Raw genomic sequence first — 25,350 nt, 5'->3', positions numbered from 1 at the left:
AGACAGCAGGTCGAAAAAGAAAAACGTAAGCCTTGTGTATATGGACTTCGAGTACACACGATACAAGCCTTGATACAACGGAAAGCAACAGAAGATCTAAGTCTGCCCAGCCCAATTTGGGACAAAGATAAGCAGAACCATTGCTCTGTGGTTCGGAAATCAGAGGTCGGCTTCCGATAAAACCTGCCGAATGCGTATGCAGCAAATTGATTGCTCAGGCACGGCAGGTAGGGCTCACTGTCCGAAATCGCCGCGTGCTTCAAGAACACCGCGGCAAGGCACAAATGTTCATTGAGTGATTGAAACATTGCTAAATCAACGAGTTGACCTCTCTAACGAACGGTAGATTCTGCGCGGCCCGAATCTTGGGTCATGCTGCGTTGGCATAGGGCGACTGCGAGCCTCAAAGTGCCATTAGTAGGTCCGTATCTGCGCAAGCATCGGGCAAGAAACGTTCCCGATGTTACAGTTGGCCGTAAGTTCATTCAGGGCGGCCTCCAATCGCTTAAGTTCGATTATCTTCATACGCACATTGGAGATATGAAGCTCGGCCAGTTCCTTAACGGATTGGCAATCCTCGCTATCACCTTCGGATAGGTTGAGAAGCACCTTTGCATCGGCAAGCGAAAAACCCATGTCTCGGCACTTCCTTAGAAAACGAAGCCGTCCAACATCGTGCGCGGAGTACATGCGTCGATTATTCGATGCCCTTTCTGGTTTCGGCACGATCCCTTCGCGTTCGTAGTAGCGGATAGTATCAATTCCGACACCGCTTTGCCGGGATGCCTCCCCAATCGCAAACATGTGAGATTTCCTGTCTTGATCCTGTAGTGGCTACAGAAGTTAAACGAGAGGTTGTTGTCTCTACAACTCCGCGCGACGTAGTCCATCAGGGAAACAGAATGCAGAAGTACCTTAGCCTCAGCTATTTGGGATCGCTATCAGCGCTTGGCGTCGCGACTTGCTGCGTTTTGCCCATGACGATGATGTTACTGGGGCTGGGTGGCAGTTGGTTGGCAATCTTTGGGAAGGTTGCCGCAGCGAGTTACTATGTGCTGACGATGTCAACGGCGTTCGTCGTGATATCATGGATGGTATCTTATCGGCGCGGTTCCTTGCCGACGTTGAAATGGTGGCTTGCAGGAACGACTCCAATCACCGGCGTGGGTTGGGTCGTTGTGTTTAACGAGGCATGGATTAACGATTACCTGATCATGCAGATGTGAGACTATGACAAAACAAACTGTAGTCCTAGAAAGCACCCTGATTTGCCCGAAGTGCGGCCACAGTGAAACCGAGCAAATGCCAACGGATGCTTGCCAGTGGTTCTATGAATGCAAGTCGTGCAAAACAGTTTTGAATCCGTTGGAAGGCGACTGTTGTGTTTACTGTTCATATGCCACGGTCCCGTGTCCACCAATTCAGCTAGGCGATAGCTGTTGCGGATGAAGTGAAGGACGGTTTTGTTGAGCGAACTGTGAGCCGCCGCCGCGAGCATCGCTGCTATTTGCATGAATGACAGTTTTTTCCGCTGCTTGGCCGCACAAGGTATTCGGCAGTTGCAGTGTCGTTACTGCTGCAAGCGCATGCAGCAATAAAATCCAGGGTACAGGTTGGACTCGCAGCCGTCGGTCAGCCCGAATTGCACGAAAGACAGCTTTAGAAAGCCGAATGTCGGCGATTTGTGACAGACCGATGAAATCGCCAGATCAAATCAAAATTTGCAATGTCTGCTTTCGGGAGCGGGTCGAAGCTCGCACCGCTGCATCGCCGCAAGGCGGCTCCGAGCCCAAACTTGCCGCTGGAGGATAGGTTGCGAACGTCTGCTTTGCCCTCTCTCTCACTGAACTCGGGCTACGGTTGTGGTTTTGAGCACCGGGTTTCGAAAGGGAGTTACGCTACATTCGGCTTTCAACGCGAACCTGTGTTGCTAAAACTGTGACAAGCTTCTCGAAAACGGAGTTTTCAACTTTGTCAGAGAAGCCTTCCAATCATAATTAGCCTGCAACTCTGCATTGACTTGACGGGCGGGTTAATCAGCGGAAGCTGGCCTACAGAATACCAAGTATGAGGATGAGGTTTCGTGTTTTTTCTGTCTTATAAGTTGAATCTCAACCTCAGCCCGAACACCAGAGGATCATCATCGGTGAAGCCGGGATTGTTCAGATACTGGACATCTGCCGTAAGCGCGAGGTTGTCGGAAATATCTAAGCGATAAAACGCTTCGACGGTGGTTTGCGTGTCAAGGTTTTGATCGGATGGGTCGGCGACCGTCACGCCAAACCCGATCAAGTCGTCATAAAACCCGGGGCGCCACATGACCCCGGCGTTGACCGCACGTCTGGCAATCGGGGCATCGCCGTCGGACCAGCCAAGGCGACCGAACAGCATAATGCTTTCGTCAAGGGTCACATTGCCTGACAGCATCGCTCCGTGACTGCTGGGCACACCAGCGTCATCTCTGTCATCCACATGGAATACACCGAGATGAACATTGGTGAGGTATCGCTGGTCTCTGGCAGGCGTCCAGCCGATCTCACCGTAGGTGAAAAACTCCGAACCGCCGGGAAACCAGTCTACATCCGTCAATGATCCATTGGCATCGCTGACCAAGCCAAGCGCATAGATCTGATCTGTAAAGTAACCTCCGCCAGCAACGCCAAAGCCAGGATCGGGAATGGGAAGGACTGGACTGAACAGAATTGAAAAATTCGAAAAAGTCGTGCGCGGGTTTACGTAGCCAAGGATATCGGAATAGTCGCCGGGGTCAATGCGACCGGCCACGAAGCCTCCGTTGATCCCGGACAGGGCCTGCGACCAATACGCGACCGACAGTGTAGAGTCCGTGTCGCTGAATGTCGTTGCCGTGACACCGAGATACCCAATTTCGCCCACGAGACTGCCCGGCGCGATATCCGTGCCCAAACGATGACGGTTTTCGAGGATAAAGACGAAACTGCCTGCATTGTCGGTCCCACGATTCAGCAATTCCCAGTTGCCAATGATCCGCGCCTGCCCCGAAGCGGCCTCGTCGGTGCCACTCAGGCTGTCTGAAGACTTCTGGTAGAGCGCTTGGTAGTCGAAGGACAAATTCAACCCAGTGCGTTTGGCAAAAGCCTCGCGCGACTGTTCGAGGGGATCGAAAAACCGATCCAGCCCCGGCAATCTGGAATTCTCAAGACGCCGGAGCCTGTCCTGCTCTAATTGCGCCTGAGCCGACGCTGGCCCCCCAAGCGATGCGGTGGCAGCCGCCTCCAACTGCCGTACCGTGCTGTTTTCCTGGGCTGACGCTCCCGAAGCGATGGCACCGGCAAATAAGAAAGCAACTATTTTGATGTGCTTCTTGGTCATACTCGTCCTTCGTTTAGGGCGGCAGCGGGTCATTCACGAATCAACCGGCCCGTGCGCGGCATATTTTCAAAGCGACCTACTCTCCCCAATTCGCTTCATAAAGGCGCATCAGATTGCCACCCATCAATCCGCGGATTTCGCTCTCGCTCCAACCGTGCTGTTCCTCCAGAACTCGGGAAACCGCCCATGCGTCGGCGGGCGGGGCCATCTGAGTTGGCAGACCATATCCCTGTTCCGGCGGGTACTTTTCGGGATTCCCAATAATTGGACCAAGTGCGACGGCATAGTTCTCGACATAATCGACGCCGAAGCAGGTTGCCTGTTTTCCGACAAGTTGACCGATGTAGTTGATATGCTTGGCAATGGCCTCCGGCGTAGCCTGAACTTGCCCATTCAGAAAGCCACCAAGGAAATTCACGCATACAACGCCACCGGTAGCAGCGACGGCTCGGATTGCTTCATCCGATACATTTCGAAGGTTCTCGTACAACGCGTACGAGTTGCTATGCGAAATCATCATCGGCTTGGTGGTAAGCTCTGCTGCTTCTATGCAAGTTTCCCATGAAGAGTGTGAGCAATCGACGATCATGCCAACACGGTTCATCTCGGCGACCACAGCTGCGCCCAGCTCGGTAACGCCCATGTCACTCGCCAAGGGGTCATTGTCGACCATACCAGCAGAATAGGGGCCGGTTTGATTGTACGAAAAATTCATCTGGCGGATTCCGAGATCCCAATAGCGCTGAACGTTCGCGATATCCTCGTCGAGCATATCCATGCTTTGCGAGTTCAGCATCACAGCAACAACGCCTGCCTCCTTGGCATCAATCAAATCCTGAACTGTCGTCGCCAGCGTGAAACGGTCAGAGTTTTCGTCAATCCACGCCTTCATGACATCAATCCGTTCGAGAACGGCGAGAGCACCTTCGGAGCCGTTGGATATCGTTGTGCTGAACGCAGCGTATCCATACTCCTCGTAATGATTGGCAAGGCTCTCCCAATCCTTGAGCAGGAAGTCGATACTCTCGAACCCGGGCGAGCCGACCGCAAGCGCATCGATCATTAGGGCGTCGACATACCGCTCCCGATATGCCAAATCGCCCTGCCTCGCCTCATCCCCGCGGGGATCAGCCATTTCCACAAGTTTCTCGATACGCGCGGCGATTTCCTCTTCGCTTGGCGGTGCTTGTGCAAAAACCGGACCGCTCAAAACCACCGCTGCAAGAGCAAGTTTGGTAACCTTTTTCATGCTTTCATCTCCTTTTTCACGACCCGTTACTTCAGATCATCCTGCGCTTTGATCTCAGGTACGCGGGACAACGCTTCGGCCATGTCCGCGCTGCTCATCAGTTCGATCATCTGGTAGTCATCGAGCAGCCCATCCCCAAGACGGCTGACGTAAAACGCCTGAATGAACGTGGGATCGTCAGGTAGCGAAACGGTGATGTAGTTTTCCCGTTTCCGAGGCCCCAGTAGTAACTGAGAAGCTCCCCGCCAAGCGCCTCAATTCCACCTTTGACGCTAGCTGCGCGATCACCTGGATTTGCGATCTGCATTTCCCACGCGGCACTGTTGGACGTGCCGATGAAGAGAAATGTGCGCATGTTTTGGCTGTCTTCTGCATTGACCAATGTGGCGTATCCCGCCAGAAGAGCGCCCAGCATAAGATGTTTCATTGTGCGTCCTTTCAATGCTGAGCCTGCGGCGAGACGAAACAGGCTACTGTTTGGATGCTCGCGCCAAAAAAGGCGCGATCCGGCGCAGGCATAGGCAGAGTACAAAAAACCTCTGCTTATCACTCCAGCGTGTTCTTGTAGATCACGCCGTCTTTCATGATCATTCGAATGCTTGGGACATCCTGCCCGCGTGGCGGCGCATCAAACCATGTGTCCACCGCGCCGATGGCCGAGATGTCTTCAAGTGGGTTCCCGTCTACGATCAGAATGTCGGCGTAGGCGCCTTCTTCGATCACACCAAGCTTGCCTTCAGGGTAAGGGTTTCCTCGCCCGGTCAGCGCCGCCAGTTCGCCACCATTTGAGGTCATCATCTGCAATGCCCAGAGGTTGCCAAACTCACGCGCGACAAACGCCTTCGTAAAATCCATTGACTGGCGATAAGGGACACCCGTGAGAAGCACGTAATCGGAATCGAACACCATCTTCGGCTTGTATTTTTTTACAAGATCCATCAGCTGCTTGCTGTTTTCCCGCAACCACAGAAACTTCGCCGTCGGCGGGAAAGTCGGGTCCTGATGCATCGGGTGTTCCAGAGCTTCGGGCGCAAGCGCAGTCAGGTTGGGCGAAAAGAACGCCTCTTTTTCGACCAGCTTCTGCATCGTCGGTTCGGTAATGGTCAGGCCGTGGTCTACCACTTTGACACCAAGATCGAGCGCACGGGACAGGTCGCTGTCCATAAATACGTGCATAGCGACGTATGAGTCCATATCGCCTGCAACCTCTACTGCAGCAGAAATCTCTTCGTTTGTGAAAGCAGACTGATATATCGGGTCCTTGATCGATGTCACGCCACCGCTGACCATGATCTTGAGATAGTTTGCCCCTAAAGCAAAATTCCTCCTCGCACCCTGAAGCACCTCGGCGGGCCCGTCCACCAATCTGGTGATCTCCAGTCGCTCAAGATTGCTCTCGTTCTTGCGCTGACCAGCGATACCCCAGTCGCCGTGTCCGCCCGTTTGGCTAAGGCATGCGCCGGAGGAATAAATTCTTGGGCCGGGAAGTGATCCTTCATCAATAACCGCTCTCAGCCCACCATGAGCGCCGCACATATCGCGAACCGTTGTAAAGCCCATCGCCAACATTTCCTGCGCGAATGCGGCAGCACGTGCGCCAATCTCTTCCCATGTGGTGTCCTGAAGCCCCGGGATAGTCCCGTTCTTGTACATGTTCACATGCACATGGCTGTCGATAAGCCCAGGCATGAGCGTACGACCGTCTCCGTCAATGACGGTCACATCCACTTCTTTGGTCTCGATGCCGCGTTCCGTTTGAACGGTGAAGGAGTAGCCGTCGATGCCGCCGACTGGATCAGGCAACCGCTTGGATCCCCCGGTGCGCACATCGACTTCCCACTTCCCGCCCTCAGGAATGTCAGCGTCAATCTTGCGAATCTTGTTGCCTACCACGAGCACGTCGACGTCCTTGAGTCCGTCATTCACTCCATCAAAAACCATCACATTCTTGAAGAGTGTGACAGGGGGGATGTCACCTGTGGCCTCTTGTGCAAAAGACGCGCTTGTTGTGAGAGCCAGTGCGCTCGCCATCATTGTAGATTTGCCGAGGTATTTCATAGGCTTCCTTTCCCTTCCGCTATCGGGGTGCGCGGGGTGCCGAGGTTAATTCACCCCGCGCGACACTCAATCGAGTGTATTCTTGTAAATCACGCCGTTTTTCATGATGATTTTCAGATTGGCGTCCGGCTCGGCCAGCAGCAGGATGTCCTCCAGCGGGTTGCCATCGACCAGCAGAAGATCGGCATAGGCACCTTCCTCGACCACGCCGAGGGGGCCGTCTTGATACGGGTTGTTCAAGCCGGTCAGTTGGTTCATGCGGGCGCCGTTCGACGTTGCGATGCGCAGAATGTCATATGCGCTGAAACCCGCTTCGTGCAGATATCCGATTTCGTCGTTCATCTTCTTGTCCTGCTCAAGCGTCTGATCCCAGTTGTTCACAAGGTCTGTGCCCAGTGTGTAGAGATCAATCATGCCCGGCGTCGTCTGGATCACTTCGATCATATTGGCCGCAGCATCCCGCACACTTTTCCATTTCACGAAGGACGCTGGCGTGTAAAAGGCTTCCGCTTGTTCGGTGGTCACCGAGTAGACCGGGGCCACCGCCGTCGCGAACATGATCTGCTTTTCGACCATGATCTCGGCAGCCTCCTTGGTTAGGAACGGGATGTGTTCAATCGTCTTGGCACCATTGTCGATGCAGTTGCGGATCGCCTGTTCGGTGAACACATGGCAGGTGACATAGGTGCCCCACTGCGCGGCCGTTTTGACCGCCATCTGAATCTCGTCAGCCTGATACTGAAGTGAGTGCAGCGGATCGAACTCTGACGTAACCCCGCCGCTGACCATGATCTTGATCTGGGTTGCCCCGCGACGCAGGTTTTCACGCACAGCCATTCGGATTTGCTCAGGTCCGTCGGCGATAAAGCTCATGTCCGTTTCGACCCAATGCGACGGCCCCTGACCCGACAATGTGGGATGCCGGTCGTTTAGTTTGCGGAAATCAGCATGGCCGGATGTCTGGGTGATAAACGCTTCCGAGGAATAGATACGTGGGCCCGGAAACATTCCGGTGTCAATTATGCGGGCGATGGATTTGGCCGGTCCTCCAAGGTCGCGCACGGTTGTGAACCCGTTCATGAGAATGCGCTGGGACCGGATCGTGGCGACGCCGCCAAGATGAAAGGGCGTGATATTCTGGCGTAACCCGTCGCTGAGCGGATTGAATACTGTAAGATGCACGTGCTGGTCATGCATACCCGGCATCAACGTGCGCCCACCGCCGTCGATGATCTGGACATTCGCTACAGCCAGAGGCTCGGTCGAAACTTCGGCAATCAGGTTGTCAACCACCAGAACATTGGCATTTTCGATCCGCTCTTCGTTCACGCCGTCAAAGACATGCACGTTGGTGAAGAGGATCGGAAAGCTTTCCTCTTGAGCAAATGAATATGTTGCGACCGCTGAAAGAAAAGTGGCGACCGTTAAACTTTTGAACATTTTGGAGTTCCTTCGTGGCAATGCACTGCTCTGCACGATTGTATCTTTGCGTGTGGCGCTCAGACTGTCATTAGCATTGTGGTTGAAATGCATAAAAAAATGCTCGAAAATGCGAATGAAAAAATTAAACTGTGAGTGTTCGGGTCGACAAATGAAACTCCCAACTGTTGAATGCTCGATGGCGCAACCTTTTGTGTCCCTTGCCCTCAGCCATGGCCTTGAAGTTGACAAATTTCTTGAGCCATCCGGCCTCAGTCTGAAGGACGTGCAGCGCGGCGAAGCGTTCATGGCAGGGCAGCATTGGTACGATCTGATCGACAATTTCGCGAAGGCATTGAGTAACCCGCATTTGGGGTTTGACGTCGGTGCGAATGCGGCTCTCAAGACATTGCCCAACCTGTCGATCCTTGAAACTCAAAGCGCGTCGCTCGGTGACCTTTTGATATCGCTAGTTGTGGACGTGGGCAGGATTTCGTCCATGGCGACCTACAATCTCGAGACCGACGGTCATGTCGCCAGGTTAGATGCAAAACGCACATTCAAGCCATCTTCTCCACCTGGCCAAGTCGACGGCTATTATCTGGGATTTATGGTTCGACTAGTTCGATCCGTCTGCGGCCCCGACTGGGATTCCAAAAAGCTACATTTCTGGGTTTGCAAACCTGATTGCATACCTGATTGGCAGAAAAAGGAGATTTCGGTACGCCAGACCAATCGCTTGGGCGCTCGCATCGAGTTTCCAGCGAACTGGTTGCTGCTTCGGTCCGGGGGTGGGCAAAGCCAGAATCTCCCGGAGAACGTCACAGGCGCCGACGACTTTCTTCAGCAAACCCGCGATTTGCTTGAACTGCATCTCGACAAGCAACCTGCCACCCTGAACTGGTTTGCCGAGTTGTATTCGCAAAGCCCCGACCGTTTGAAACGCACCTTCCGAGCCAATGGTACAAGCTTCAAAGCAGAACTGGAAAAATGTCGGGCGAAGCGAGCGAAGACATTGCTTGTAAACAGCCAACTTTCGATAAAAGAAATTGGTGAAAGTGTTGGGCTTCTGGACCAACCCAGTTTTCACAGGAGTTTCAAGCGATGGACCGGGATGACTCCGAATGAATTCAAGAAACGCAATCAGATATGCAACTCTGACTGATCGTTAAGCTAAAGATTACCGCTCCAAGATTCATAAGCGACGACGCAAGTCCCAACTTACTGCAGGCGTTGGCTCGCTTCGGATATCCGGCGTTTTTCCGTGGGACTTCAACGCCGCGAAAAGCGTAAAGACTCGGCCATACCGACTCAACAGGCTTCTCACGGGCGTTTCGGATATGGGCTGATACGGCCCCCGCAGCTTTCAAACGATCCAACAAATACGCTAAGCCCGCGAACGAAGCGCACTTCTGGAAAGCGGTCATTGATCAAATGGTGGCTTTGTCCGCAACTCAGACCTTGGCACCCCAATTTTTGCTGCAATGTGAATGAATGGCTGCTTTTCTTTCTGCAGCGCAGCTGGTTTGCTCTGTCACAACCGGAACCGCACGCAGTACCACGATATACATGCCGATCAAGCGTAAGCCAAATAGGCGGGCGGTTAGGCGGGTAAAGCTGTGGAATGGCAGATTTTTATATTAAAATCAGTGTGAAGTGGCGGACCGAGGAGGATTCGAACCCCCGACCCCTTGATTCGTAGTCAAGTACTCTATCCAGCTGAGCTATCGGTCCACGTTGGTGAGGCGCTATGTAGACCCGGGATTTGATACGTGCAAGTCGATTCTTCAAAAATTTCTCAAAAAGTCCCGTCGCTCTTTGGAAGCTTGATTTCGAAGGTGGTTCCCTCAGACCCCGTCTGTTTCAGGAACAGCTCTCCACCGTGACCGCGCACCAGTTCCTGCGAGATCGCAAGACCGAGACCTGAGCCGCCCTTGCGCACGCTGCCCTGGAATGCCGTAAACAGGTTTTCCTGTGCTTTGGGTGGCAGCCCCGGACCTGTATCGCTGATTTCGATGCACCAGCAATTATCAGTCTCAACGGCGCTGATGGTAACTGTGCCTGGCTTGTTCGAAGCAACCAACGCCTGACGGGCATTGCGGACCAGGTTCAAGATCACGCGGTAGAGCTGTTCGGGATCAGCACGGACCACCAGATCACCCGGCACTTGGCTCTCGATCTCAACCTCGGTACCGTCGATGGCCATTTGTTCACTGGCAACCACATCTCCGGTGATACTTTGCAACTCGATCATGGTCAGGGTTGGTGCCGGTTCTTCGGCACGACCAAAGGCGAGTGTGCTTTCGCACAAGGACACGGCGCGGGTGATCGAGTTGACCAACTTGGGCGCCAGGCGCGCCACCAGCGGATCGTCGCTGGATTCTATTCGGTCGGTAAAGAGCTGCGCGGAGGTCAGGATATTGCGCAGATCGTGGCTGACCTTGGCCACTGCCCCACCCAGCTGAGCCAGGCGCTCGCGCTGTTTCAGGGCCTGTGTCAGATCCGTTTGCAAGGTCTTCAGCGCCTCTTCGGCTTCGCGCAGTTCAGACACTTTCGAGTTGGGAGAAATGATGCCTCGGGCATCTTCGGGCGCGCTGGCATAGCGCTGCATATACCCGACCACCCCTTTGATGGGTCGTACAAGAAGGATGCGAACGGCGAGAAATAACAGTGAGGCGGTGATAATCGAGATGACAAAGGACAGCCCCAAAATGCGCAACCCGTAATCTGTCATCGCCATCCGCAGCGGATCGGTTTCCATCGTCACTTCGATCAGCAGGCCGGCATCTTTCACGGGTGCACCGATGACGCGAATGACTTCGTTGCCCGGGGTGAACAGTCGGCTTGTCGCGTCGCGGATCAATACCCAAGGGCTGGCATCGCGCAGGTCATAGGTGTTGGCAACCTGATCCGGGATTGGCGACGACAACATCAGTTGCCGCACCTCGTCCCGGCGGAGCACGACGTTGAAGACGCCCGCGTTCGCCAGCAGTTCCGCTTCGAGGTCATCGGCCAGCATGTCATCGGCCAGCAGCGCCAGCGAGGCGATTTGGGCCCGTTCCAGCCGGTTAAGCAGAAAGTCTTCGCGGAATCGCGCAATTGAAGGCACGAAGATCATGATCTCGGCCAACATGACGAAGACCGTAGTCAGTATCAGGAACCGGCCGGACAGCGAGTTCATTTGCGCTCCTTCATTGGGTCACGGTATCCAGCGTTGGACGAACCTAACCACGCGTTTTACCGTCTCATTTTCGAACAGCCTCGGCGAGAAATAGGCACCCGCTACGCGTTTGTTAAGCTCGCCTATCGTCGGATAAGGCGAAACCATCGCCGCAACCTGCCCCATTTTCAGGCGGTTCGCCAAGGCCAAAGACCACAGATTGATCAATTCACCAGCCTGATGCCCAACGATTGTCGCGCCAACCGGACGACCTTTGACAACCATGACCTTGATGAACCCGGTAGTCTTTCGCTCGGCGATGGCCCGATCGTTGTGGTGATAGTCAAACCGGGCAATCTCGACCGCATCCCCATGCGTTTCGCGCGCCTGAGCTTCGGTCAGTCCGACTTGCGCCAGTTCAGGGGCCGTATAGGTGGCCCAAGGAATATGTGCGGTTTTCGCCTTGGACGGCATACCGAACAGAGCGGATCGGATTATGATCCCCGCATGATACCCTGCGACGTGCGTGAATTGCAGGCCTCCGGCCACGTCACCAATCGCATAGACCTTGCGATTGGTCGTGCGGAGCGCATCGTCTACCTTGATTCCGGTACGTGTGGTTTCGATTCCAGCCGCTTCGAGGTTCAAGCGGTCGGTATTCGACTTGCGACCAACCGCCAGCAACAAATGCGAACCCGCATAGATCTGGCCGTTCTCAGTAACAACTTCCACCGCCCCAGCTTGGCCACGGATCTGCGCCACCTTCTGGTTTTCTTCAATAGCCACGCCTTCGCTGCGCAACGCGTCCAGCACTATGGCGGCAGCCTCAGGGTCATCCTTGCCCAGCGCCTTTTGGCCCTCGATGACTGTCACTTTGCAGCCAAGGCGAATATGGGCCTGCGCCATCTCCATACCGATGGGGCCGCCGCCGATGATCAACAGATGCTCGGGCTTTTCGCGCAGCTCAAATATGTCCTCGTTGGTATAGAACGGCACCTGGTCCAAGCCGGGCATGGGCGGCACCAGAGGAGAAGATCCGGTGGAAATCACAATGCGGCGCGCGGTGATACGTGTATCACCGGCCTCGACCTGTGTCGGGGAGACAAAGCTGCCATATTCGCGGATCACCTTAACGCCGAACCCTTCGAACCGTTCCTGGCTGTCCATAGGCTCGATCTGAGAAATCACGTCATGCACATGGTCCTTCGCCGCGGCATAGTCGATCTGAGGCGTCACACTGGCGATTCCCAAAGGAGCCGAATGTGCCTGCCCATAGGCTGCTTTGGCGCTGGCGATCAGAGCTTTAGACGGGACACAGCCAAAGTTAAGGCAATCGCCACCCATCTTGTGACCTTCAAGCAGGACAACATCCGCACCCATCTGGCTGGCACCGGCAGCAACAGACAGCCCTCCTGACCCGGCTCCGATCACCAGGATATCTGTTTTCAAATCTTTCATGGATCAGACGTCCTTTTGTCGGCGCAGATATTTGATGGCGATCGGCAAAGCAGCCAATACACACAAACCGATAATCGGACCAATCACAAACGGTTCCCACAGAAGCGACAAATCAGGCGTATCTCCGCGGTCGAAGACACCGCCAAGCCCTACGCCGATCCAAGTATAGACTATTCCACCGGGGATAATGCCCAGCGCAGTGGTGATCAGGAAATTGCGGAACTTCACTCCGACAAGGGCCGGGACCAGATTGGCGACAAAGAACGGTACGACCGGGACGAGACGCAGCAGGAACAGAACCGAGACTTCGTTCTCGCGCAGACCGTCTTTCAGCTTGCCGACGGTCCCTTCGGATGTCTCCAGCTTGGCGGTCAACGTCTCTCCCAGCCCCCAACGCGCCGCCAAGAATATCGCAGAGGCACCGATAGTGGCCGCCACAACGTTGAACACTGTGCCGAACATCAGGCCGAACAGGAACCCCCCGGTCATGGATGCAACGGCTGCCCCGGGCAGAGAAAAGGCGACGATCACAATGTAGATGCCCAAAAAGGCTGCAGCCATGGCCCAGTAATTCGCGTCGCGCCACGCCAACAGCGCCTCTCGATTGTCGCGCAGGGTCTCAAACGACAGGTAATCGCCTAGGGTAAAGAACCCCGCCAAGGCGACCGCCAGGATCACCAATAATGGAATATGACGTCCAATCCCGCTGCGGGTTGGCTGAGTAGTTTCGCTCATCTGACAGTCCACAATGTCTGCTTCATCTTGCACCCAAGATGAGTTACATCATGCCGGTACAACAGGTCCCTCACGTTGCCTTGATGATTATCTCACAGAATGTGAGGGTTTCGGGTCTCAAAGCGGGATTTTGAAATCTTTTTTCTGTTTCGGTTACAGAATTGTTGCAAAACGGGCGAATTCGGCGGCCATAGGGTTTGACTTACCCTGCGCATGTCAGTAGAGGACGGGCTTCGAACACCACGGGCAGGCGAATCCGCGCCGCACCCGACCGCATAGATTGGAGACGGAGCGATGAAACGCACCTATCAGCCTTCGAACCTGGTTCGCAAACGCCGCCACGGTTTCCGCGCGCGCATGGCCACCAAGGCCGGCCGCAAGATCCTGAACGCGCGCCGCGCTCGTGGCCGCAAGTCGCTGAGCGCGTAAACCGCTCACTTCACAGGTTATGAACATGACGCCGCCGGAGGCCCCTGAGGATGGTACGAACCAGCCCGGGGATACGCCCCCGGCGGCGTCCGTTTGCGCTGCTGAATCATTGACCGTTCTGAAAAATCGCTCTGATTTTCTGAAAGCTGCGCGGGCAAAACGACAAGGCACCTCTTCGATGATGGTGCAGGCGCGCAAACGCGCGTCAGACGAAGCCGAAGGCATTCGCGTAGGTTTCACCTGTTCCAAGAAGGTCGGCAATGCCGTTGCCCGTAACCGCGCCAAACGTCGTCTGCGCGAGGCGGCTCGGGCCGTTTTACCTGTCCACGGCAAAGACGGCTGGGATTATGTTTTGATCGGTCGTGCTCAGGTCACCGCCGCGCGCCCATTCGAGGCTTTGCAGGACGACCTGCGCTACGCCTTACGCAAGCTGCATGGGGGCGGCCAGTGACGCTGTTTGCACGCCTTCTGGCTCTGCCCATTCATGCCTATCGCCTGATCTTCAGCCCCTGGGTAGGCTTCAATTGCCGCTATCAGCCCACGTGCTCGGCCTACGCGCTGGAGGCGTTGGAAAAACATGGTGCCATCAAGGGCGCATGGCTGGCTGCGCGCCGCATCGGTCGTTGCCACCCTTGGGGTGGGGACGGGTATGATCCTGTTCCCAAAGACGACTAACCCCTGCCCTTGCCCGGTACGTCCATCTGCGGTAGGCCCAGCCCATGTTTGACAACGCTGACGATATCCACCCGCTCTTTGCGGGCGCGCCCTCGACCACCGAGTTCAAGAAACTGCGCAAACGCATTGTGCGCCAGACGCGCGAGGCGCTCGAGCAGTACGGGATGATAAAACCGTCCGCGCATGACAAAGGCGCCAAACCGCCGAAATGGCTGGTTTGTCTATCTGGTGGGAAAGACAGCTACACCCTGTTGGCGGTGCTCTACGAGTTGAAGTGGCGCGGTTTGCTGCCGGTGGACCTTTTGGCTTGCAATCTGGATCAGGGACAGCCCGGCTTTCCAGCGACGGTTCTGCCTGACTTCCTTCAACGCATGAAGGTGCCACACCGGATCGAGTATCAAGACACCTATTCCGTGGTTGTCGACAAAGTCCCGCAAGGCCGAACCTATTGCGCGCTGTGTTCGCGCCTGCGTCGCGGCAACTTGTACAGGATTGCCCGCGAAGAAGGATGTACCACCGTTGTCCTGGGGCATCATCGCGATGACATCCTCGAGACCTTTTTCATGAACCTGTTTCACGGAGGTCGGCTGGCCACGATGCCGCCCAAACTGGTGAATGAGGAAGGCGATCTGTTTGTTTTCCGCCCACTCGCGCATGTGGCCGAGGCTGATTGCGAAAAATTTGCCAAAGCGATGAATTACCCGATCATCCCATGTGACCTGTGTGGCAGCCAGGACGGGTTGCAGCGCCAACAAGTCAAACAGATTCTCGATCAGTGGGAAAAGAACAGCCCCGGTCGTCGTCAAGTTATGTTCCGAGCGTTAACAAATGCCCGGCCCTCACATCTGTTAGACCCAAAACTGTTCGATTTCGAAAACCTTTCGTTAAAGTCCGAAGAAAACGACGAAAATTCAGAAGAAATTCCGCGCCTGCGTTAACGACTGACTCAGATTGGCTTTCTAACTTCGGTTTGTGCGATCCCGCAAAAGACGAAGGCCGAGAGAAGAATGCCGAAACGAGTTCCTGTTGAACGTCTAGTTGAAACGCTGCGCGCTGTTATGACAGGGCCACCTGCGCTGGCCTTTGTTCCGGCGATCTGCCTGGCAGCTTTCTGGCTTGGCGGTGAAATGGCGCTGCTGCTGGTCGCATTGGGCGCTCCATGCGTTTTTGTTGCGTTTGGGTCTTTGAAAGAACACTCTATCACCACGACCGCAAAAGGTGCAAAACCCAGTGGTGCAGTGACGAATGATGTCTTCTTTCAAGAGTTGCAGGCGCTTCACGAAGCAACGCGCAAGACCGGGCATTCGGCGGCGTGCATCGCTGTGGCGCTGGACGGTTACGAGGACATTTTGGATCTACACGGCCAGACAGCGGCAGATTTTGTCTCGCTACAGTTTGGCGACCGCATCCACTCGGTCATTCGCAATCAGGACTTTGTCACGCAGGTCCAGCAGAACAAGTTTCTTATCGGGCTGCAGCCTTCGCCACATCTGGATCTTGAGGCCTGTATCCAGATGTCCGGGCGCATCCAAAGCACAATCGAAGAGCCGGTATTGATCAACGGGGCAAGCGTGTATTTGTCGTGTTCCATCGGGTTTTGTCTCGACACCACTCTGTTCGACGGCGAAGCAGAGGCATGGGTTGAGGCTGCCAATGCTGCGTTGAGCGAAGCGCAGCGCAACGGGCCTTCGACCATTAGGGCCTATTCTGCAGATACCCGTCGACGCTCTCTGGTGCGGGCCAATCTGCGCAAGGAATTCGAAGCTGCGCTTGACAATGGACAGATCCGCCCGTGGTTTCAGCCTCAGGTTTCCACAGAAACCGGTGAAATTTCAGGATTCGAAGCGCTGGCCCGGTGGGAACACCCAGAAAAGGGCATTATGGGTCCGCAAGTATTTCTGCCCTTTGCCGAGCAAGCTGCGTTGATGGAGCGGCTGGGGCAAGTCATGCGCCACCATGCCTTTGCAGCCATGCAAACCTGGGCACAGGACGGTTTTGTTATACCTCGCGTCACTGTAAACTTCTCGTCCGATGAATTGCGCGACCCCGGCCTGGTTGATCGGCTGAAATGGGAACTGGACCAATTCGACCTGACACCCGACAGGCTGGTGGTCGAAGTGCTGGAAACCGTGTTCTCGCGGCGGCCCGATGACGTCATTACACGCAATGTAACCAGTATGGCCAACTTGGGGTGCTGTATCGATCTTGATGACTTTGGCACCGGTCATGCGTCCATCGCATCCATCAAACGCTTTGATGTGTCCCGTATCAAAATTGACCGATCTTTTGTCGCCAAGGTAGACCAGGACCCAGGACAGCAACAATTGGTCAGTGCCATCCTGACCATGGCAGAGCGTCTGAACCTTGAAACACTGGCCGAAGGTGTCGAAACCCCGGGCGAACATGCTCTGATGGCGCAATTGAGCAGTGATCATGTCCAGGGCTTTGGCATCGGCAAACCGATGCCCATCGAAAAGACCATGGATTGGATCAAAAGCCATCGGGCGCGCATGAAAGACGCGCCAAAAATCGGACGGAAAACCGGCTGAGCCGGAAAATCCGTCTGACAGATCCAACCTTCCATGCAAATATGGGCCGATTCCACTTGACCTTTGGGGCTGCACTCTGTTGAACCCTCCGGTGTCTTTCACTGCTCAAGGTGGCTGTCCCAGATGGACGAACAGAATAAGAATCTCATCCTCGCAACCGCGCTCAGCTTTCTGGTGATCCTCGTGTGGTTCGTTCTGTTCCCTCCACCGGAACCGGCAACGACGACCGAGCAAACGGAAATCAGCGCCGTTGACGACACCGGGGTTCAAACACCCAGCGCAAGCGACACCGTGGCCGAGGCCACAGCCGCGCCGGAAGAAACACTGCCGGAAGAGCAAGCCCCCCGCGTCGAAATTGACACGCCGCGTTTGAAAGGCAGCCTTTCGCTGTCCGGTGGACGCATCGATGAGCTGTTTCTGAAAGACTACAAGGTCTCGATCGAAGAGGGCGCACCAATCGTAGAGCTGCTGTCTCCGGTCGGCTCCGACTCGGCCTATTACGCGCTTTACGGCTGGGCCCCGGGCGCGGGTCTGACAGGCACAGATGTACCGGGACCCAACACGCTCTGGACGCTGGAACAGGGCGACGCTCTGGGTGTCGACAGCCCGATCACGCTTGTCTGGGCCAACGGCAATGGCCTGACCTTCCGCCGCACCATCTCGGTAGACGAAAACTATATGTTCTCGGTCACGCAATCGGTCGAAAACGCCACCGAAGCCGAGGTAGGCATGGCCCCCTACGGCATTCTGGCGCGCCACGGCATTGGCGAAGATGGCGATCTGCCCGGCCTCAAGAACTTCTTCATCCTGCATGAAGGCGTCATGGTCATGGCTGACGGGGTTCTGGATGAGATCGACTATGGTGATGTCCGCGATTTCGACATCGACCCCAATGAGCGCGCGCAGGCCGAAGTTTACCAGGTCAAAGAAGGCGGCTGGGTCGGCTTTACCGATCACTATTGGATGACAACCTTGATCCCGGCCGAAGGCGCTACATTCAAAGCGGCCGCGAAATACGATTCCCGACGTAAGATCTATCAAACCGAAACTGTGCTGCCGACGCTGACCGTCGCGCCGGGCACGACGGAAGAGGTGACGACACGGCTTTTTGCCGGTGCCAAGGAGTGGGACGCGATCCGCGAATACCAGGCTGAAGGCGTGCAGAAATTCATCGACAGCATCGACTGGGGTTGGTTCTACTTCCTGACCAAGCCGATTTTCTGGCTGCTGCACAATATCAACCTGCTGATCGGCAATATGGGCTGGTCGATCATTGGCCTGACCTTGATCATCAAGGCGATCCTGTTCCCGTTGGCGTTCAAATCCTATGTCTCGATGGCGAAGATGAAAGAGCTTCAGCCTCAGATGGAGGCATTGAAGGAGTCCGCTGGCGACGACCGCCAGAAGATGCAGCAGGGCATGATGGAGCTGTATAAGAAGGAAAAGGTGAACCCCGCCGCCGGGTGTCTGCCAATCCTGCTGCAGATCCCGATCTTCTTCTCGCTCTATAAGGTGATCTTTGTCACGATCGAACTGCGCCAGGCCCCGTGGTTTGGCCCGTTCCAGGACCTCAGCGCACCTGACCCAACGTCGATCTTCAACTTCTTCGGCCTGTTGCCCTGGGCCGCGCCCCAGCCCGAAAGCCTGATGGCGCTGGTCTTTATCGGGATCCTGCCGCTTTTGCTGGGGATTTCGATGTGGCTGCAGCAAAAGCTGAACCCGGCGCCAACCGATCCGACTCAGGCGATGATCTTTGCCTGGATGCCTTGGGTCTTCATGTTCATGCTGGGCGGGTTCGCCAGTGGTCTGGTGGTCTACTGGATCGCGAACAACACGATCACATTTACCCAGCAATATTTGATTATGCGCAGCCAGGGTTACAAACCGGATGTGTTCGGCAACATCAAATCCGGGTTCAAGCGAAGCCCGAAGACCGGGGATAAATGAGCGGCGCCGCCACCACCTTTAGGCGGCGCGCCGACCATGAGCGTCTCAGCAAGACCCCCGGGCAAACCATGCCCGGGGATCGTGTTTGGGGCATCATGTGTCGTGTTCACGTTTGTGGCGGAGTGCACATAGAATGACCCCTCTCCCCTTTCCGCTGGCCGAAGATCCCGACGCTCTTGAGTTGGAGCATGGGCGCAAACTGTTCGCGGGACCGTCGGAATTTGTCAAAGGCGTGGTCGCGATGACCGGTTTGCCCGCTCCGGACAGGTTGGAGGTTTGCTTTGCAGGTCGCTCGAACGTGGGCAAATCCAGTCTGATCAATGCGCTGACGGGCACCAAAGGGCTGGCGCGCGCGTCGAACACGCCGGGCCGCACGCAAGAGATCAACTTTTTCACCCAAGGCCCCGAGCTCTATCTGGTGGACCTTCCCGGCTATGGCTATGCCAACGCGCCTGTGAAGGTGGTTGAGAAGTGGCAGCGGCTGCTAAAGCAGTATCTCAGTGGCCGTCAGACGCTACGCCGCGCCTTTGTTTTGATTGATGCGCGCCATGGGGTGAAACCTGTCGACGACGAGATCATGAAGCTGTTGGACACCAGCGCCGTCACCTTTCAATGCGTGATGACCAAGGCCGACAAGGTTAAGGAAAAGGATCGTGCGAAGGTTCTGGATCAAGTGCGGGCCGCGCTGTCCAAACACCCAGCGGCTTATCCTGAAATCGTTTTGACCTCTTCAGAAAAAGGGGATGGCATCCCCACCCTGCGTTCGATCATCGCACATCTGGAATAGCTTGCCCCTTGGCAGCCCGGCCCAAAGGGCCTAACAGGGAGCGCCAAAGGGACACGCCATGAAGACAAGAGACATGAACCGGGACTGGATCGCTACCGCCGCAACTCTGAACAGCGCATTACCGTATTTGCAGCGCTATGACGACGCCATCGTTGTCATCAAGCTGGGTGGACACGCAATGGGCAGCGATGAAGCGATGGAGAGCTTTGCCCGTGACGTGGTTCTGATGCGCCAGGTCGGCGTGAACCCGGTGGTCGTGCATGGCGGTGGGCCCATGATCAACGCGATGCTGGACCAGTTGAACATCCAGTCCGAGTTCGTGAACGGCAAACGCGTAACAGACAAGGCCACGGTTGAGGTGGTCGAGATGGTTCTGTCCGGCCTCGTGAACAAGCGCATCGTGCAAGCGATCAACGATCAAGGTGGCATGGCGGTCGGCCTGTCGGGCAAGGACGCCAATCTGATGATCTGTGATCAGGCGGACCCGTCTTTGGGTTTTGTCGGCGCACCCTCTGAGATGAACCCGAAGGTCCTGCATGACCTGTTCTCGCATGACATGATCCCGGTGATCGCACCTCTGGGTGCAGGTCGCAATGGTGAGACGTTTAACATCAATGGCGATACGGCGGCAGGGGCAATCGCCTCGGCACTGAAAGCCGACCGCCTGCTGTTGCTGACAGATGTGTCCGGAGTCAAGAACGCGGGTGGAGAAGTTGTGACCGAGCTGAAAGCGGGTCAGATCCGCGAGATGACCATGGATGGCACCATTGCAGGGGGTATGATCCCCAAGACCGAAACCGCGCTGGATGCGCTGCACAGCGGCGTGCGGGCGGTGGTCATACTGGATGGGCGCGCGCCCAATGCCGTGCTGCTGGAACTGTTTACCGAGCACGGTGCGGGCTCACTGATCCGGCCCGATTGAGCGAACAGCGCAGGAGACATGACCGAGCGCCCCTCTGCCATAACCTATGAGATTGTCGAAGAAACCGCGCGTCAGGCAGGTCTGATCGTAATGGGTGCGCTGCACCCGCGTGTGACAGTCGCCAAGCAGTTGGACAGCGGGAGCTTGATCCTTTTGGGTGCGGGGCCGGGCTTCTGGCCGGTTCTGAAGGCTGCACCGGAATGGCGAGGCCGTGACCCGGTGGATCAGTGGTCTCTGCGTGTGATTGGTCAGATGGCGCAGCAATTAGGTGCTCAGGCGCATTTTCCCTTTGGTGGTCCCCCCTATGCGCCCTTCATAGATTGGGCTTTGAAATCCGGGCGGACATTCAGCAGCCCGGTCGGGGCTTTGGTGCACGACACGGTTGGCATGATGATCTCATTCCGCGGAGCGCTGCAATTTGCGGACGAGGTTGCGATCCCGCCGGCCTCGGCAGGTTCACCCTGTATCGCGTGCCCTGCGCCATGTACCCAAGCCTGCCCGGTCGGCGCGTTAAACGACCAAAGCTTCTACAATGTTGAAGCCTGTCATGGCCATTTATCCACCCCTGAGGGCCAGACCTGCATGACCGGCGGATGTCTCGCCCGCCTTTCCTGCCCGCTCAGCGCGGGCGCAGGGCGCGATCCCGAACAATCCGAGCACCACATGCGGGCGTTTCACCCCTCATGAGCCGCGTTATGATCCTAACACGCCATGCTAAATCCAGCTGGGATGACACATTGCTGGACGACCATGACCGCCCTTTGAACAAGCGCGGGCGCGAATCGGCCCCAGCCATCGGCGCATGGCTGCGCGCGCAAGGCTGGCTGCCCGATGAGGTGCTGAGCTCCTCTGCAACCCGTACCCGCGAAACATGGGATCGGATGGGCTTGCAGGCAGACACCAAGCGGTTCACCCGCGCGCTTTACCTGGCCGAACCCGAGGATATGCTCGCCGAACTGACGACCGCCAGCGGAGGCACCGTGCTGATGCTGGGCCATAACCCCGGCATTTCAGAATTCGCCAGCCGTATCGTGGCCCAAGCGCCGAGACATCCGAGGTTCCACGATTATCCAACCGGTGCCACTACAGTGATCCGCTTTGCTCTAACCGACTGGACGCAGATCAGTTGGCACAGCGGTACCGTGCTGGATTTCGCCGTCCCACGCGAATTGCTGGAATAAAAAAAGGCGGGGCCAAACCCCGCCTTTTCTCTGAGATCGTCCTGTATCAGTGGCCCAGGATTTGGCTGAGGAACAGCTTGGTGCGTTCGCTCTGCGGGTTGTTGAAGAACTCTTCCGGCTCGTTCTGCTCCACGATCTGACCGGCATCCATAAAGATCACGCGGTTGGCAACCTGGCGCGCAAAGCCCATCTCGTGGGTAACACACAGCATGGTCATGCCTTCCTCGGCCAGTTCGATCATGGTGTCGAGCACCTCTTTGATCATCTCGGGATCAAGCGCCGAGGTCGGTTCATCGAACAACATGATCCGCGGCATCATGCAGAGCGAGCGGGCAATCGCCACACGCTGCTGCTGACCACCCGAAAGCTGGCCGGGATACTTCAACGCCTGATCCGGGATTTTCACCTTTTCCAGGAAATGCATCGCGCGCTCTTCGGCCTCTTTCTTGGGCGTCTTGCGCACCCAGATCGGAGCCAGCGTGCAGTTTTCCAGAATGGTCAGATGCGGGAAGAGGTTGAAGTGCTGGAACACCATGCCAACTTCCGACCGGATCTTGTCGATGTTTTTCAGGTCATTCGACAGCTCGGTTCCGTCCACCACGATGGTGCCCTGCTGGTGCTCTTCCAGCGCGTTCAGGCAGCGGATCAGGGTCGATTTGCCCGACCCCGACGGCCCCGCAATCACGATCCGCTCACCGCGGTTTACAGTCAGATTGATATCCCGCAGCACGTGGAACGATCCGTACCACTTGTTCATGCCGTTGATTTCGATGGCGACCTCGTCGCTCACCTGCATCTTGGAGCGGTCGATTTCGCGTTCTATTGCAAGTTCAGACATGTGTTGAACTCCTTAACGATGATCGGTGGCAAGGCGACGCTCGAGCCACTGTGAATATTGAGAGATGCCATAGCAGACGACGAAGAACAGAAGCGCGGCGAAGCCAAAAAGCTCCCAATAGATGCCCTGCCACTCGGTTGACGCCAGGATGGGTCCACGGATCATGCCCACCAGATCAAACATCGAAATGACCGAAACCAGTGTGGTATCCTTGAACAGGCCAACGGCCACGTTCACGATACCCGGGATCGAGATCTTCAAAGCCTGCGGCAGGATGATCAGACGCATTGCCTGCGGGTAATCAAGCCCAAGACTGTCTGCTGCCTCATACTGACCACGCGGAAGCGCAGCCAGACCGCCTCGGATCACCTCAGCGATATAGGCGGCCGAGAACATGGTGATCATGATCACAACGCGCAGGAACAGGTCGACCGTGCTGTCGGGCGGGAAGAAGTAGGACAGCATCACCGAAGCCACGAACAACAGCGTGATCAAAGGCACGCCCCGGATGAATTCGATGAAGATCACACAGACCCACTTGATCAACGGCATGTCGGACTGACGGCCCAACGCCAGGGCGATGCCCAGCGGAACCGACAACGAAACACAGGTGACACCCAGCATCATGTTCAGCATGAAGCCACCCAGATCACGGCTGGGCACCGGGGAAAGCACGGCGTTCTCAGACGCGCCTTCGGGGATCAATGCCCCACCAAGGTTCCAGACGACCAAGGCCGCGATGATGGCGCCAAAGAACCCCGCTGCAAAGCTGTTCTTGCCCAGCTTCTGAAAGACAAAACCAGCAGCGACGCAGCCGATCAGCGCGACCAGCGGAACAAGAATTGTCCCACCCCAGATCAGCCAGAAGGCCACAAAGGGATACAGCGCTGTAATGATCAGCAGTTTCCGTGGCAGGTCGAAGAACAGGACCGGTGCAATGGCAACCAACATCAGCACAAAGGCCAAGTTTGGGCGCCAATAGGCATCGGTTGGATACTTGAAGCCATAGATCAACTGCGGCCAACGCTCGGTCAGAACCGCAAAACAGGCCCCTGTCTTGCCCGCCAGAATCTCGCGGCATTCCGCCAACGAGTTGGCATTCCAGACCCCATTCAGAATCCACGGCAGTGTGCTCTTCAGAACAAGGTAGATCAGGATCAGCGAGATCACCGTCAGGATCGTGTTGCCCACGCCCGAGAACAAGTTCTCGCGCATCCACTTGACCACACCGACCTCATTTGCCGGGGGCGGTGACGGTGGGATAGTGCCTTCGGCCACAAAGGCGATCGGATTTGTTGTTTGATCGGCCATGGCTCAGCGCTCCTTCAACTTGACGGATGCGTTGTAGATATTCATCACCATCGAGATCAGCAGCGAGGCTGTCAGATAGAACAGCATCAGCAGCAGAACACATTCGATCGCACGACCGGTTTGGTTCAGCGTGATACCACCCAATGTCGCGGTGATGTCGGCATAGCCCACCGCAATCGCCAGCGACGAGTTCTTGGTGATGTTAAGATATTGCGAGATCAGCGGCGGGATGATGACCCTTAGCGCTTGCGGCAGGATTACAAGGTTCATGATCCGACCCTGACGCAGGCCCAACGCGGCCGCAGCCTCGGTCTGACCTTTCGAGATAGCCTGGATACCAGCCCGCACGTTTTCCGCAATGAACGCGCCTGTATAGATCGACAAAGCGAACCAAAGCGCGATCAGGGGCGCACCGATTTGAAGACCACCACGCAGATTGAAGCGGTTGGCCAGTGGATCAGGCAGGTCCCATGACAGTCCTAACAAGAATAGAACAACGATTAGCGGTACGAGCCAAATCGCAGCGTTCAACAGCAGCGTATTCGGTCTGATCCCCGTTTTCTCTTGCTTTATTTGGGCGTTTTTATTCACAACCCGCGTCGAGAAATAGGACGCGACCAAGACGCCAATCACAAGCAACCAGTTCGCAATTCCGCCAAATCCACCGGTAAAGTAAGGAAACGGTACGTATATTCCTCGGTTGGTAAAGGCAAACAGTCCGAGTGTCATTCCACGCTCGGCATCCTCACCCAAATAGGCCCTTGGTGCAGGCATCGAAGCGGTAATGATAAAGAAGATGATGAGGATCCAGATCAGGACGGGAATGTTCCGAAAGATCTCAACATAAAACGCCATCAGTTTTGAGATGAGCCAGTTGTTGGACAAGCGCAGAACACCAGCGATCACCCCAAACAAGGTTGCCGTGATACAGGCCAGAAAGGCCACCAACAACGTGTTCAGAATGCCGACAACAGCCGCGCGCCCGTGCGAAGCTTGGCTGTCATATTCAATCAGGCGCTGGTTGATGTCGTAACCAGACGGGTCGCCAAGAAATGAATAGGAAATGTTCAGGCCAGCGGCCCGAAGGTTCTGGATCAGGTTGTTGCCAAGATACCAGATGCTCAGCGCGATAACGATCGCCGCAATCACCTGAAATGTCAGAGAGCGATAGCGGGTGTCGTTTATGAGCATAGACAACCGAAAGTCAGCTTTCGGTGGGTCAGTCATAGTTGACATGATTTGGAGTCCCCGTGCTTATCGGGTGCGTTTCAACCGGCGAGG

General features: G+C 55.9%; 25 protein-coding genes and 1 tRNA gene. 13 read left to right on the top strand and 13 right to left on the bottom strand.

What is annotated here, in order from left to right; all coding sequences use genetic code 11:
• Positions 1–414 precede the first annotated feature (414 nt).
• Positions 415–804: a MerR family transcriptional regulator gene (locus GOX45_RS18805; RefSeq protein ID WP_170637988.1), complete on the bottom strand. Its 390-nt coding sequence runs from the start codon at positions 802–804 to the stop codon at positions 415–417.
• A gap of 98 nt (positions 805–902) precedes the next feature.
• Here GOX45_RS18805 and GOX45_RS18800 point away from each other — a divergent pair, with 98 nt between their 5' ends.
• A complete protein-coding gene (locus GOX45_RS18800; RefSeq protein ID WP_170452349.1) occupies positions 903–1,226 on the top strand; it encodes a hypothetical protein in 324 nt (107 codons plus the stop codon).
• A gap of 4 nt (positions 1,227–1,230) precedes the next feature.
• The gene (locus tag GOX45_RS22145; protein WP_254446079.1) at positions 1,231–1,449 is read left to right on the top strand and encodes a GDCCVxC domain-containing (seleno)protein; all 219 of its coding nucleotides are present in this window, start codon (positions 1,231–1,233) and stop codon (positions 1,447–1,449) included.
• A gap of 648 nt (positions 1,450–2,097) precedes the next feature.
• On the opposite strand, the gene GOX45_RS18795 is transcribed toward GOX45_RS22145, so the two are convergent.
• The 5 genes from GOX45_RS18795 to GOX45_RS18775 all read right to left on the bottom strand — a co-directional run bounded on the left by GOX45_RS18795 (position 2,098) and on the right by GOX45_RS18775 (position 8,098).
• The gene (locus GOX45_RS18795) at positions 2,098–3,351 is read right to left on the bottom strand and encodes a carbohydrate porin (protein ID WP_171102929.1); all 1,254 of its coding nucleotides are present in this window, start codon (positions 3,349–3,351) and stop codon (positions 2,098–2,100) included.
• 76 nt (positions 3,352–3,427) lie between these two features.
• A complete protein-coding gene (locus tag GOX45_RS18790) occupies positions 3,428–4,600 on the bottom strand; it encodes a dipeptidase (protein WP_170568149.1) in 1,173 nt (390 codons plus the stop codon).
• A gap of 106 nt (positions 4,601–4,706) precedes the next feature.
• Positions 4,707–5,027 (bottom strand): hypothetical protein, encoded by a 321-nt coding sequence (locus GOX45_RS18785; protein ID WP_171102927.1) that lies wholly within the window; start codon positions 5,025–5,027, stop codon positions 4,707–4,709.
• 119 nt (positions 5,028–5,146) lie between these two features.
• Positions 5,147–6,658 (bottom strand): amidohydrolase family protein, encoded by a 1,512-nt coding sequence (locus GOX45_RS18780; RefSeq protein ID WP_171102925.1) that lies wholly within the window; start codon positions 6,656–6,658, stop codon positions 5,147–5,149.
• A gap of 66 nt (positions 6,659–6,724) precedes the next feature.
• The gene (locus GOX45_RS18775; protein ID WP_170568146.1) at positions 6,725–8,098 is read right to left on the bottom strand and encodes an amidohydrolase family protein; all 1,374 of its coding nucleotides are present in this window, start codon (positions 8,096–8,098) and stop codon (positions 6,725–6,727) included.
• Between the two features lie 109 nt (positions 8,099–8,207).
• Between GOX45_RS18775 and GOX45_RS18770 the strand changes: the two genes are divergently transcribed.
• The gene (locus GOX45_RS18770) at positions 8,208–9,242 is read left to right on the top strand and encodes an AraC family transcriptional regulator (protein ID WP_217350550.1); all 1,035 of its coding nucleotides are present in this window, start codon (positions 8,208–8,210) and stop codon (positions 9,240–9,242) included.
• A 492-nt stretch (positions 9,243–9,734) separates the two neighbouring features.
• Here the strand turns inward: GOX45_RS18770 and GOX45_RS18765 are convergent.
• The 4 genes from GOX45_RS18765 to GOX45_RS18750 form a co-directional block, all read right to left on the bottom strand.
• Positions 9,735–9,811: transfer RNA gene (locus GOX45_RS18765), tRNA-Arg, on the bottom strand.
• 64 nt (positions 9,812–9,875) lie between these two features.
• Positions 9,876–11,258, bottom strand: coding sequence for a HAMP domain-containing sensor histidine kinase (locus GOX45_RS18760; RefSeq protein ID WP_171102921.1), 1,383 nt, complete (start codon positions 11,256–11,258; stop codon positions 9,876–9,878).
• Positions 11,259–11,276: 18 nt separating this feature from the next.
• Positions 11,277–12,695, bottom strand: coding sequence for an NAD(P)/FAD-dependent oxidoreductase (locus GOX45_RS18755; protein WP_171102919.1), 1,419 nt, complete (start codon positions 12,693–12,695; stop codon positions 11,277–11,279).
• A 3-nt stretch (positions 12,696–12,698) separates the two neighbouring features.
• Positions 12,699–13,430, bottom strand: coding sequence for a TVP38/TMEM64 family protein (locus GOX45_RS18750; RefSeq protein ID WP_171102918.1), 732 nt, complete (start codon positions 13,428–13,430; stop codon positions 12,699–12,701).
• 294 nt (positions 13,431–13,724) lie between these two features.
• Between GOX45_RS18750 and rpmH the strand changes: the two genes are divergently transcribed.
• The 10 genes from rpmH (at position 13,725) to GOX45_RS18700 (ending at position 21,920) form a co-directional block, all read left to right on the top strand.
• A complete protein-coding gene (rpmH, locus tag GOX45_RS18745; RefSeq protein WP_005980833.1) occupies positions 13,725–13,859 on the top strand; it encodes a 50S ribosomal protein L34 in 135 nt (44 codons plus the stop codon).
• 25 nt (positions 13,860–13,884) lie between these two features.
• Complete coding sequence (gene rnpA, locus GOX45_RS18740; protein ID WP_171102916.1) at positions 13,885–14,310, top strand: ribonuclease P protein component; 426 nt, start codon at positions 13,885–13,887, stop codon at positions 14,308–14,310.
• Positions 14,307–14,534 (top strand): membrane protein insertion efficiency factor YidD, encoded by a 228-nt coding sequence (gene yidD / locus GOX45_RS18735; RefSeq protein WP_171102914.1) that lies wholly within the window; start codon positions 14,307–14,309, stop codon positions 14,532–14,534. The genes rnpA and yidD overlap by 4 nt, the downstream gene beginning before the upstream one ends.
• Before the next feature lie 44 nt (positions 14,535–14,578).
• A complete protein-coding gene (ttcA, locus tag GOX45_RS18730; RefSeq protein WP_171102912.1) occupies positions 14,579–15,472 on the top strand; it encodes a tRNA 2-thiocytidine(32) synthetase TtcA in 894 nt (297 codons plus the stop codon).
• 69 nt (positions 15,473–15,541) lie between these two features.
• Positions 15,542–17,083, top strand: a complete 1,542-nt coding sequence (locus GOX45_RS18725; RefSeq protein WP_171102910.1) for a bifunctional diguanylate cyclase/phosphodiesterase — start codon at positions 15,542–15,544, stop codon at positions 17,081–17,083.
• Positions 17,084–17,206: 123 nt separating this feature from the next.
• Positions 17,207–19,030 (top strand): membrane protein insertase YidC, encoded by a 1,824-nt coding sequence (gene yidC / locus GOX45_RS18720; RefSeq protein WP_171102909.1) that lies wholly within the window; start codon positions 17,207–17,209, stop codon positions 19,028–19,030.
• Between the two features lie 133 nt (positions 19,031–19,163).
• A complete protein-coding gene (gene yihA, locus GOX45_RS18715; RefSeq protein WP_171102907.1) occupies positions 19,164–19,817 on the top strand; it encodes a ribosome biogenesis GTP-binding protein YihA/YsxC in 654 nt (217 codons plus the stop codon).
• Between the two features lie 58 nt (positions 19,818–19,875).
• Positions 19,876–20,739, top strand: coding sequence for an acetylglutamate kinase (gene argB, locus GOX45_RS18710; protein WP_171102905.1), 864 nt, complete (start codon positions 19,876–19,878; stop codon positions 20,737–20,739).
• Positions 20,740–20,757: 18 nt separating this feature from the next.
• A complete protein-coding gene (locus GOX45_RS18705; protein WP_171102903.1) occupies positions 20,758–21,426 on the top strand; it encodes a ferredoxin in 669 nt (222 codons plus the stop codon).
• Complete coding sequence (locus GOX45_RS18700; RefSeq protein WP_171102901.1) at positions 21,423–21,920, top strand: histidine phosphatase family protein; 498 nt, start codon at positions 21,423–21,425, stop codon at positions 21,918–21,920. The genes GOX45_RS18705 and GOX45_RS18700 overlap by 4 nt, the downstream gene beginning before the upstream one ends.
• A 46-nt stretch (positions 21,921–21,966) precedes the next feature.
• Here GOX45_RS18700 and GOX45_RS18695 read toward each other — a convergent pair whose 3' ends face one another.
• Genes GOX45_RS18695 through GOX45_RS18685 form a run of 3 tightly spaced genes read right to left on the bottom strand, consistent with a single transcriptional unit; the run spans position 21,967 to position 25,305 of the window.
• Positions 21,967–22,758, bottom strand: coding sequence for an amino acid ABC transporter ATP-binding protein (locus GOX45_RS18695; RefSeq protein ID WP_305848767.1), 792 nt, complete (start codon positions 22,756–22,758; stop codon positions 21,967–21,969).
• A 12-nt stretch (positions 22,759–22,770) separates the two neighbouring features.
• Positions 22,771–24,069 carry an amino acid ABC transporter permease gene (locus GOX45_RS18690; protein WP_171102899.1) on the bottom strand — a complete coding sequence of 433 codons (1,299 nt, stop codon included), beginning with the start codon at positions 24,067–24,069 and terminating at the stop codon, positions 22,771–22,773.
• A 3-nt stretch (positions 24,070–24,072) separates the two neighbouring features.
• The gene (locus GOX45_RS18685) at positions 24,073–25,305 is read right to left on the bottom strand and encodes an amino acid ABC transporter permease (RefSeq protein WP_171102897.1); all 1,233 of its coding nucleotides are present in this window, start codon (positions 25,303–25,305) and stop codon (positions 24,073–24,075) included.
• Positions 25,306–25,350 lie beyond the last annotated feature (45 nt).

Source organism: Ruegeria sp. HKCCD7255, assembly GCF_013031565.1.
GTDB lineage: Bacteria > Pseudomonadota > Alphaproteobacteria > Rhodobacterales > Rhodobacteraceae > Ruegeria.
This window is presented reverse-complemented; position numbering and strand designations above follow the sequence as displayed.

Excerpts from the sequence above, each read along its gene's own strand:
- GOX45_RS18800 (WP_170452349.1), top strand. The coding sequence starts at position 903 with ATGCAGAAGTACCTTAGCCTCAGCTATTTGGGATCGCTATCAGCGCTT.
- rnpA (WP_171102916.1), top strand. The coding sequence starts at position 13,885 with ATGACGCCGCCGGAGGCCCCTGAGGATGGTACGAACCAGCCCGGGGAT.
- GOX45_RS18785 (WP_171102927.1), bottom strand. The coding sequence starts at position 5,027 with ATGAAACATCTTATGCTGGGCGCTCTTCTGGCGGGATACGCCACATTG.
- GOX45_RS18795 (WP_171102929.1), bottom strand. The coding sequence starts at position 3,351 with ATGACCAAGAAGCACATCAAAATAGTTGCTTTCTTATTTGCCGGTGCC.
- GOX45_RS18750 (WP_171102918.1), bottom strand. The coding sequence starts at position 13,430 with ATGAGCGAAACTACTCAGCCAACCCGCAGCGGGATTGGACGTCATATT.
- GOX45_RS18790 (WP_170568149.1), bottom strand. The coding sequence starts at position 4,600 with ATGAAAAAGGTTACCAAACTTGCTCTTGCAGCGGTGGTTTTGAGCGGT.
- ttcA (WP_171102912.1), top strand. The coding sequence starts at position 14,579 with ATGTTTGACAACGCTGACGATATCCACCCGCTCTTTGCGGGCGCGCCC.
- GOX45_RS18705 (WP_171102903.1), top strand. The coding sequence starts at position 20,758 with ATGACCGAGCGCCCCTCTGCCATAACCTATGAGATTGTCGAAGAAACC.
- GOX45_RS18700 (WP_171102901.1), top strand. The coding sequence starts at position 21,423 with ATGAGCCGCGTTATGATCCTAACACGCCATGCTAAATCCAGCTGGGAT.
- rpmH (WP_005980833.1), top strand. The coding sequence starts at position 13,725 with ATGAAACGCACCTATCAGCCTTCGAACCTGGTTCGCAAACGCCGCCAC.
- GOX45_RS18780 (WP_171102925.1), bottom strand. The coding sequence starts at position 6,658 with ATGAAATACCTCGGCAAATCTACAATGATGGCGAGCGCACTGGCTCTC.
- GOX45_RS18725 (WP_171102910.1), top strand. The coding sequence starts at position 15,542 with ATGCCGAAACGAGTTCCTGTTGAACGTCTAGTTGAAACGCTGCGCGCT.
- GOX45_RS18685 (WP_171102897.1), bottom strand. The coding sequence starts at position 25,305 with ATGTCAACTATGACTGACCCACCGAAAGCTGACTTTCGGTTGTCTATG.
- argB (WP_171102905.1), top strand. The coding sequence starts at position 19,876 with ATGAAGACAAGAGACATGAACCGGGACTGGATCGCTACCGCCGCAACT.
- GOX45_RS22145 (WP_254446079.1), top strand. The coding sequence starts at position 1,231 with ATGACAAAACAAACTGTAGTCCTAGAAAGCACCCTGATTTGCCCGAAG.
- GOX45_RS18805 (WP_170637988.1), bottom strand. The coding sequence starts at position 804 with ATGTTTGCGATTGGGGAGGCATCCCGGCAAAGCGGTGTCGGAATTGAT.
- GOX45_RS18695 (WP_305848767.1), bottom strand. The coding sequence starts at position 22,758 with ATGTCTGAACTTGCAATAGAACGCGAAATCGACCGCTCCAAGATGCAG.
- yihA (WP_171102907.1), top strand. The coding sequence starts at position 19,164 with ATGACCCCTCTCCCCTTTCCGCTGGCCGAAGATCCCGACGCTCTTGAG.
- GOX45_RS18690 (WP_171102899.1), bottom strand. The coding sequence starts at position 24,069 with ATGGCCGATCAAACAACAAATCCGATCGCCTTTGTGGCCGAAGGCACT.
- yidC (WP_171102909.1), top strand. The coding sequence starts at position 17,207 with ATGGACGAACAGAATAAGAATCTCATCCTCGCAACCGCGCTCAGCTTT.
- GOX45_RS18755 (WP_171102919.1), bottom strand. The coding sequence starts at position 12,695 with ATGAAAGATTTGAAAACAGATATCCTGGTGATCGGAGCCGGGTCAGGA.
- GOX45_RS18770 (WP_217350550.1), top strand. The coding sequence starts at position 8,208 with ATGCGAATGAAAAAATTAAACTGTGAGTGTTCGGGTCGACAAATGAAA.
- GOX45_RS18775 (WP_170568146.1), bottom strand. The coding sequence starts at position 8,098 with ATGTTCAAAAGTTTAACGGTCGCCACTTTTCTTTCAGCGGTCGCAACA.
- GOX45_RS18760 (WP_171102921.1), bottom strand. The coding sequence starts at position 11,258 with ATGAACTCGCTGTCCGGCCGGTTCCTGATACTGACTACGGTCTTCGTC.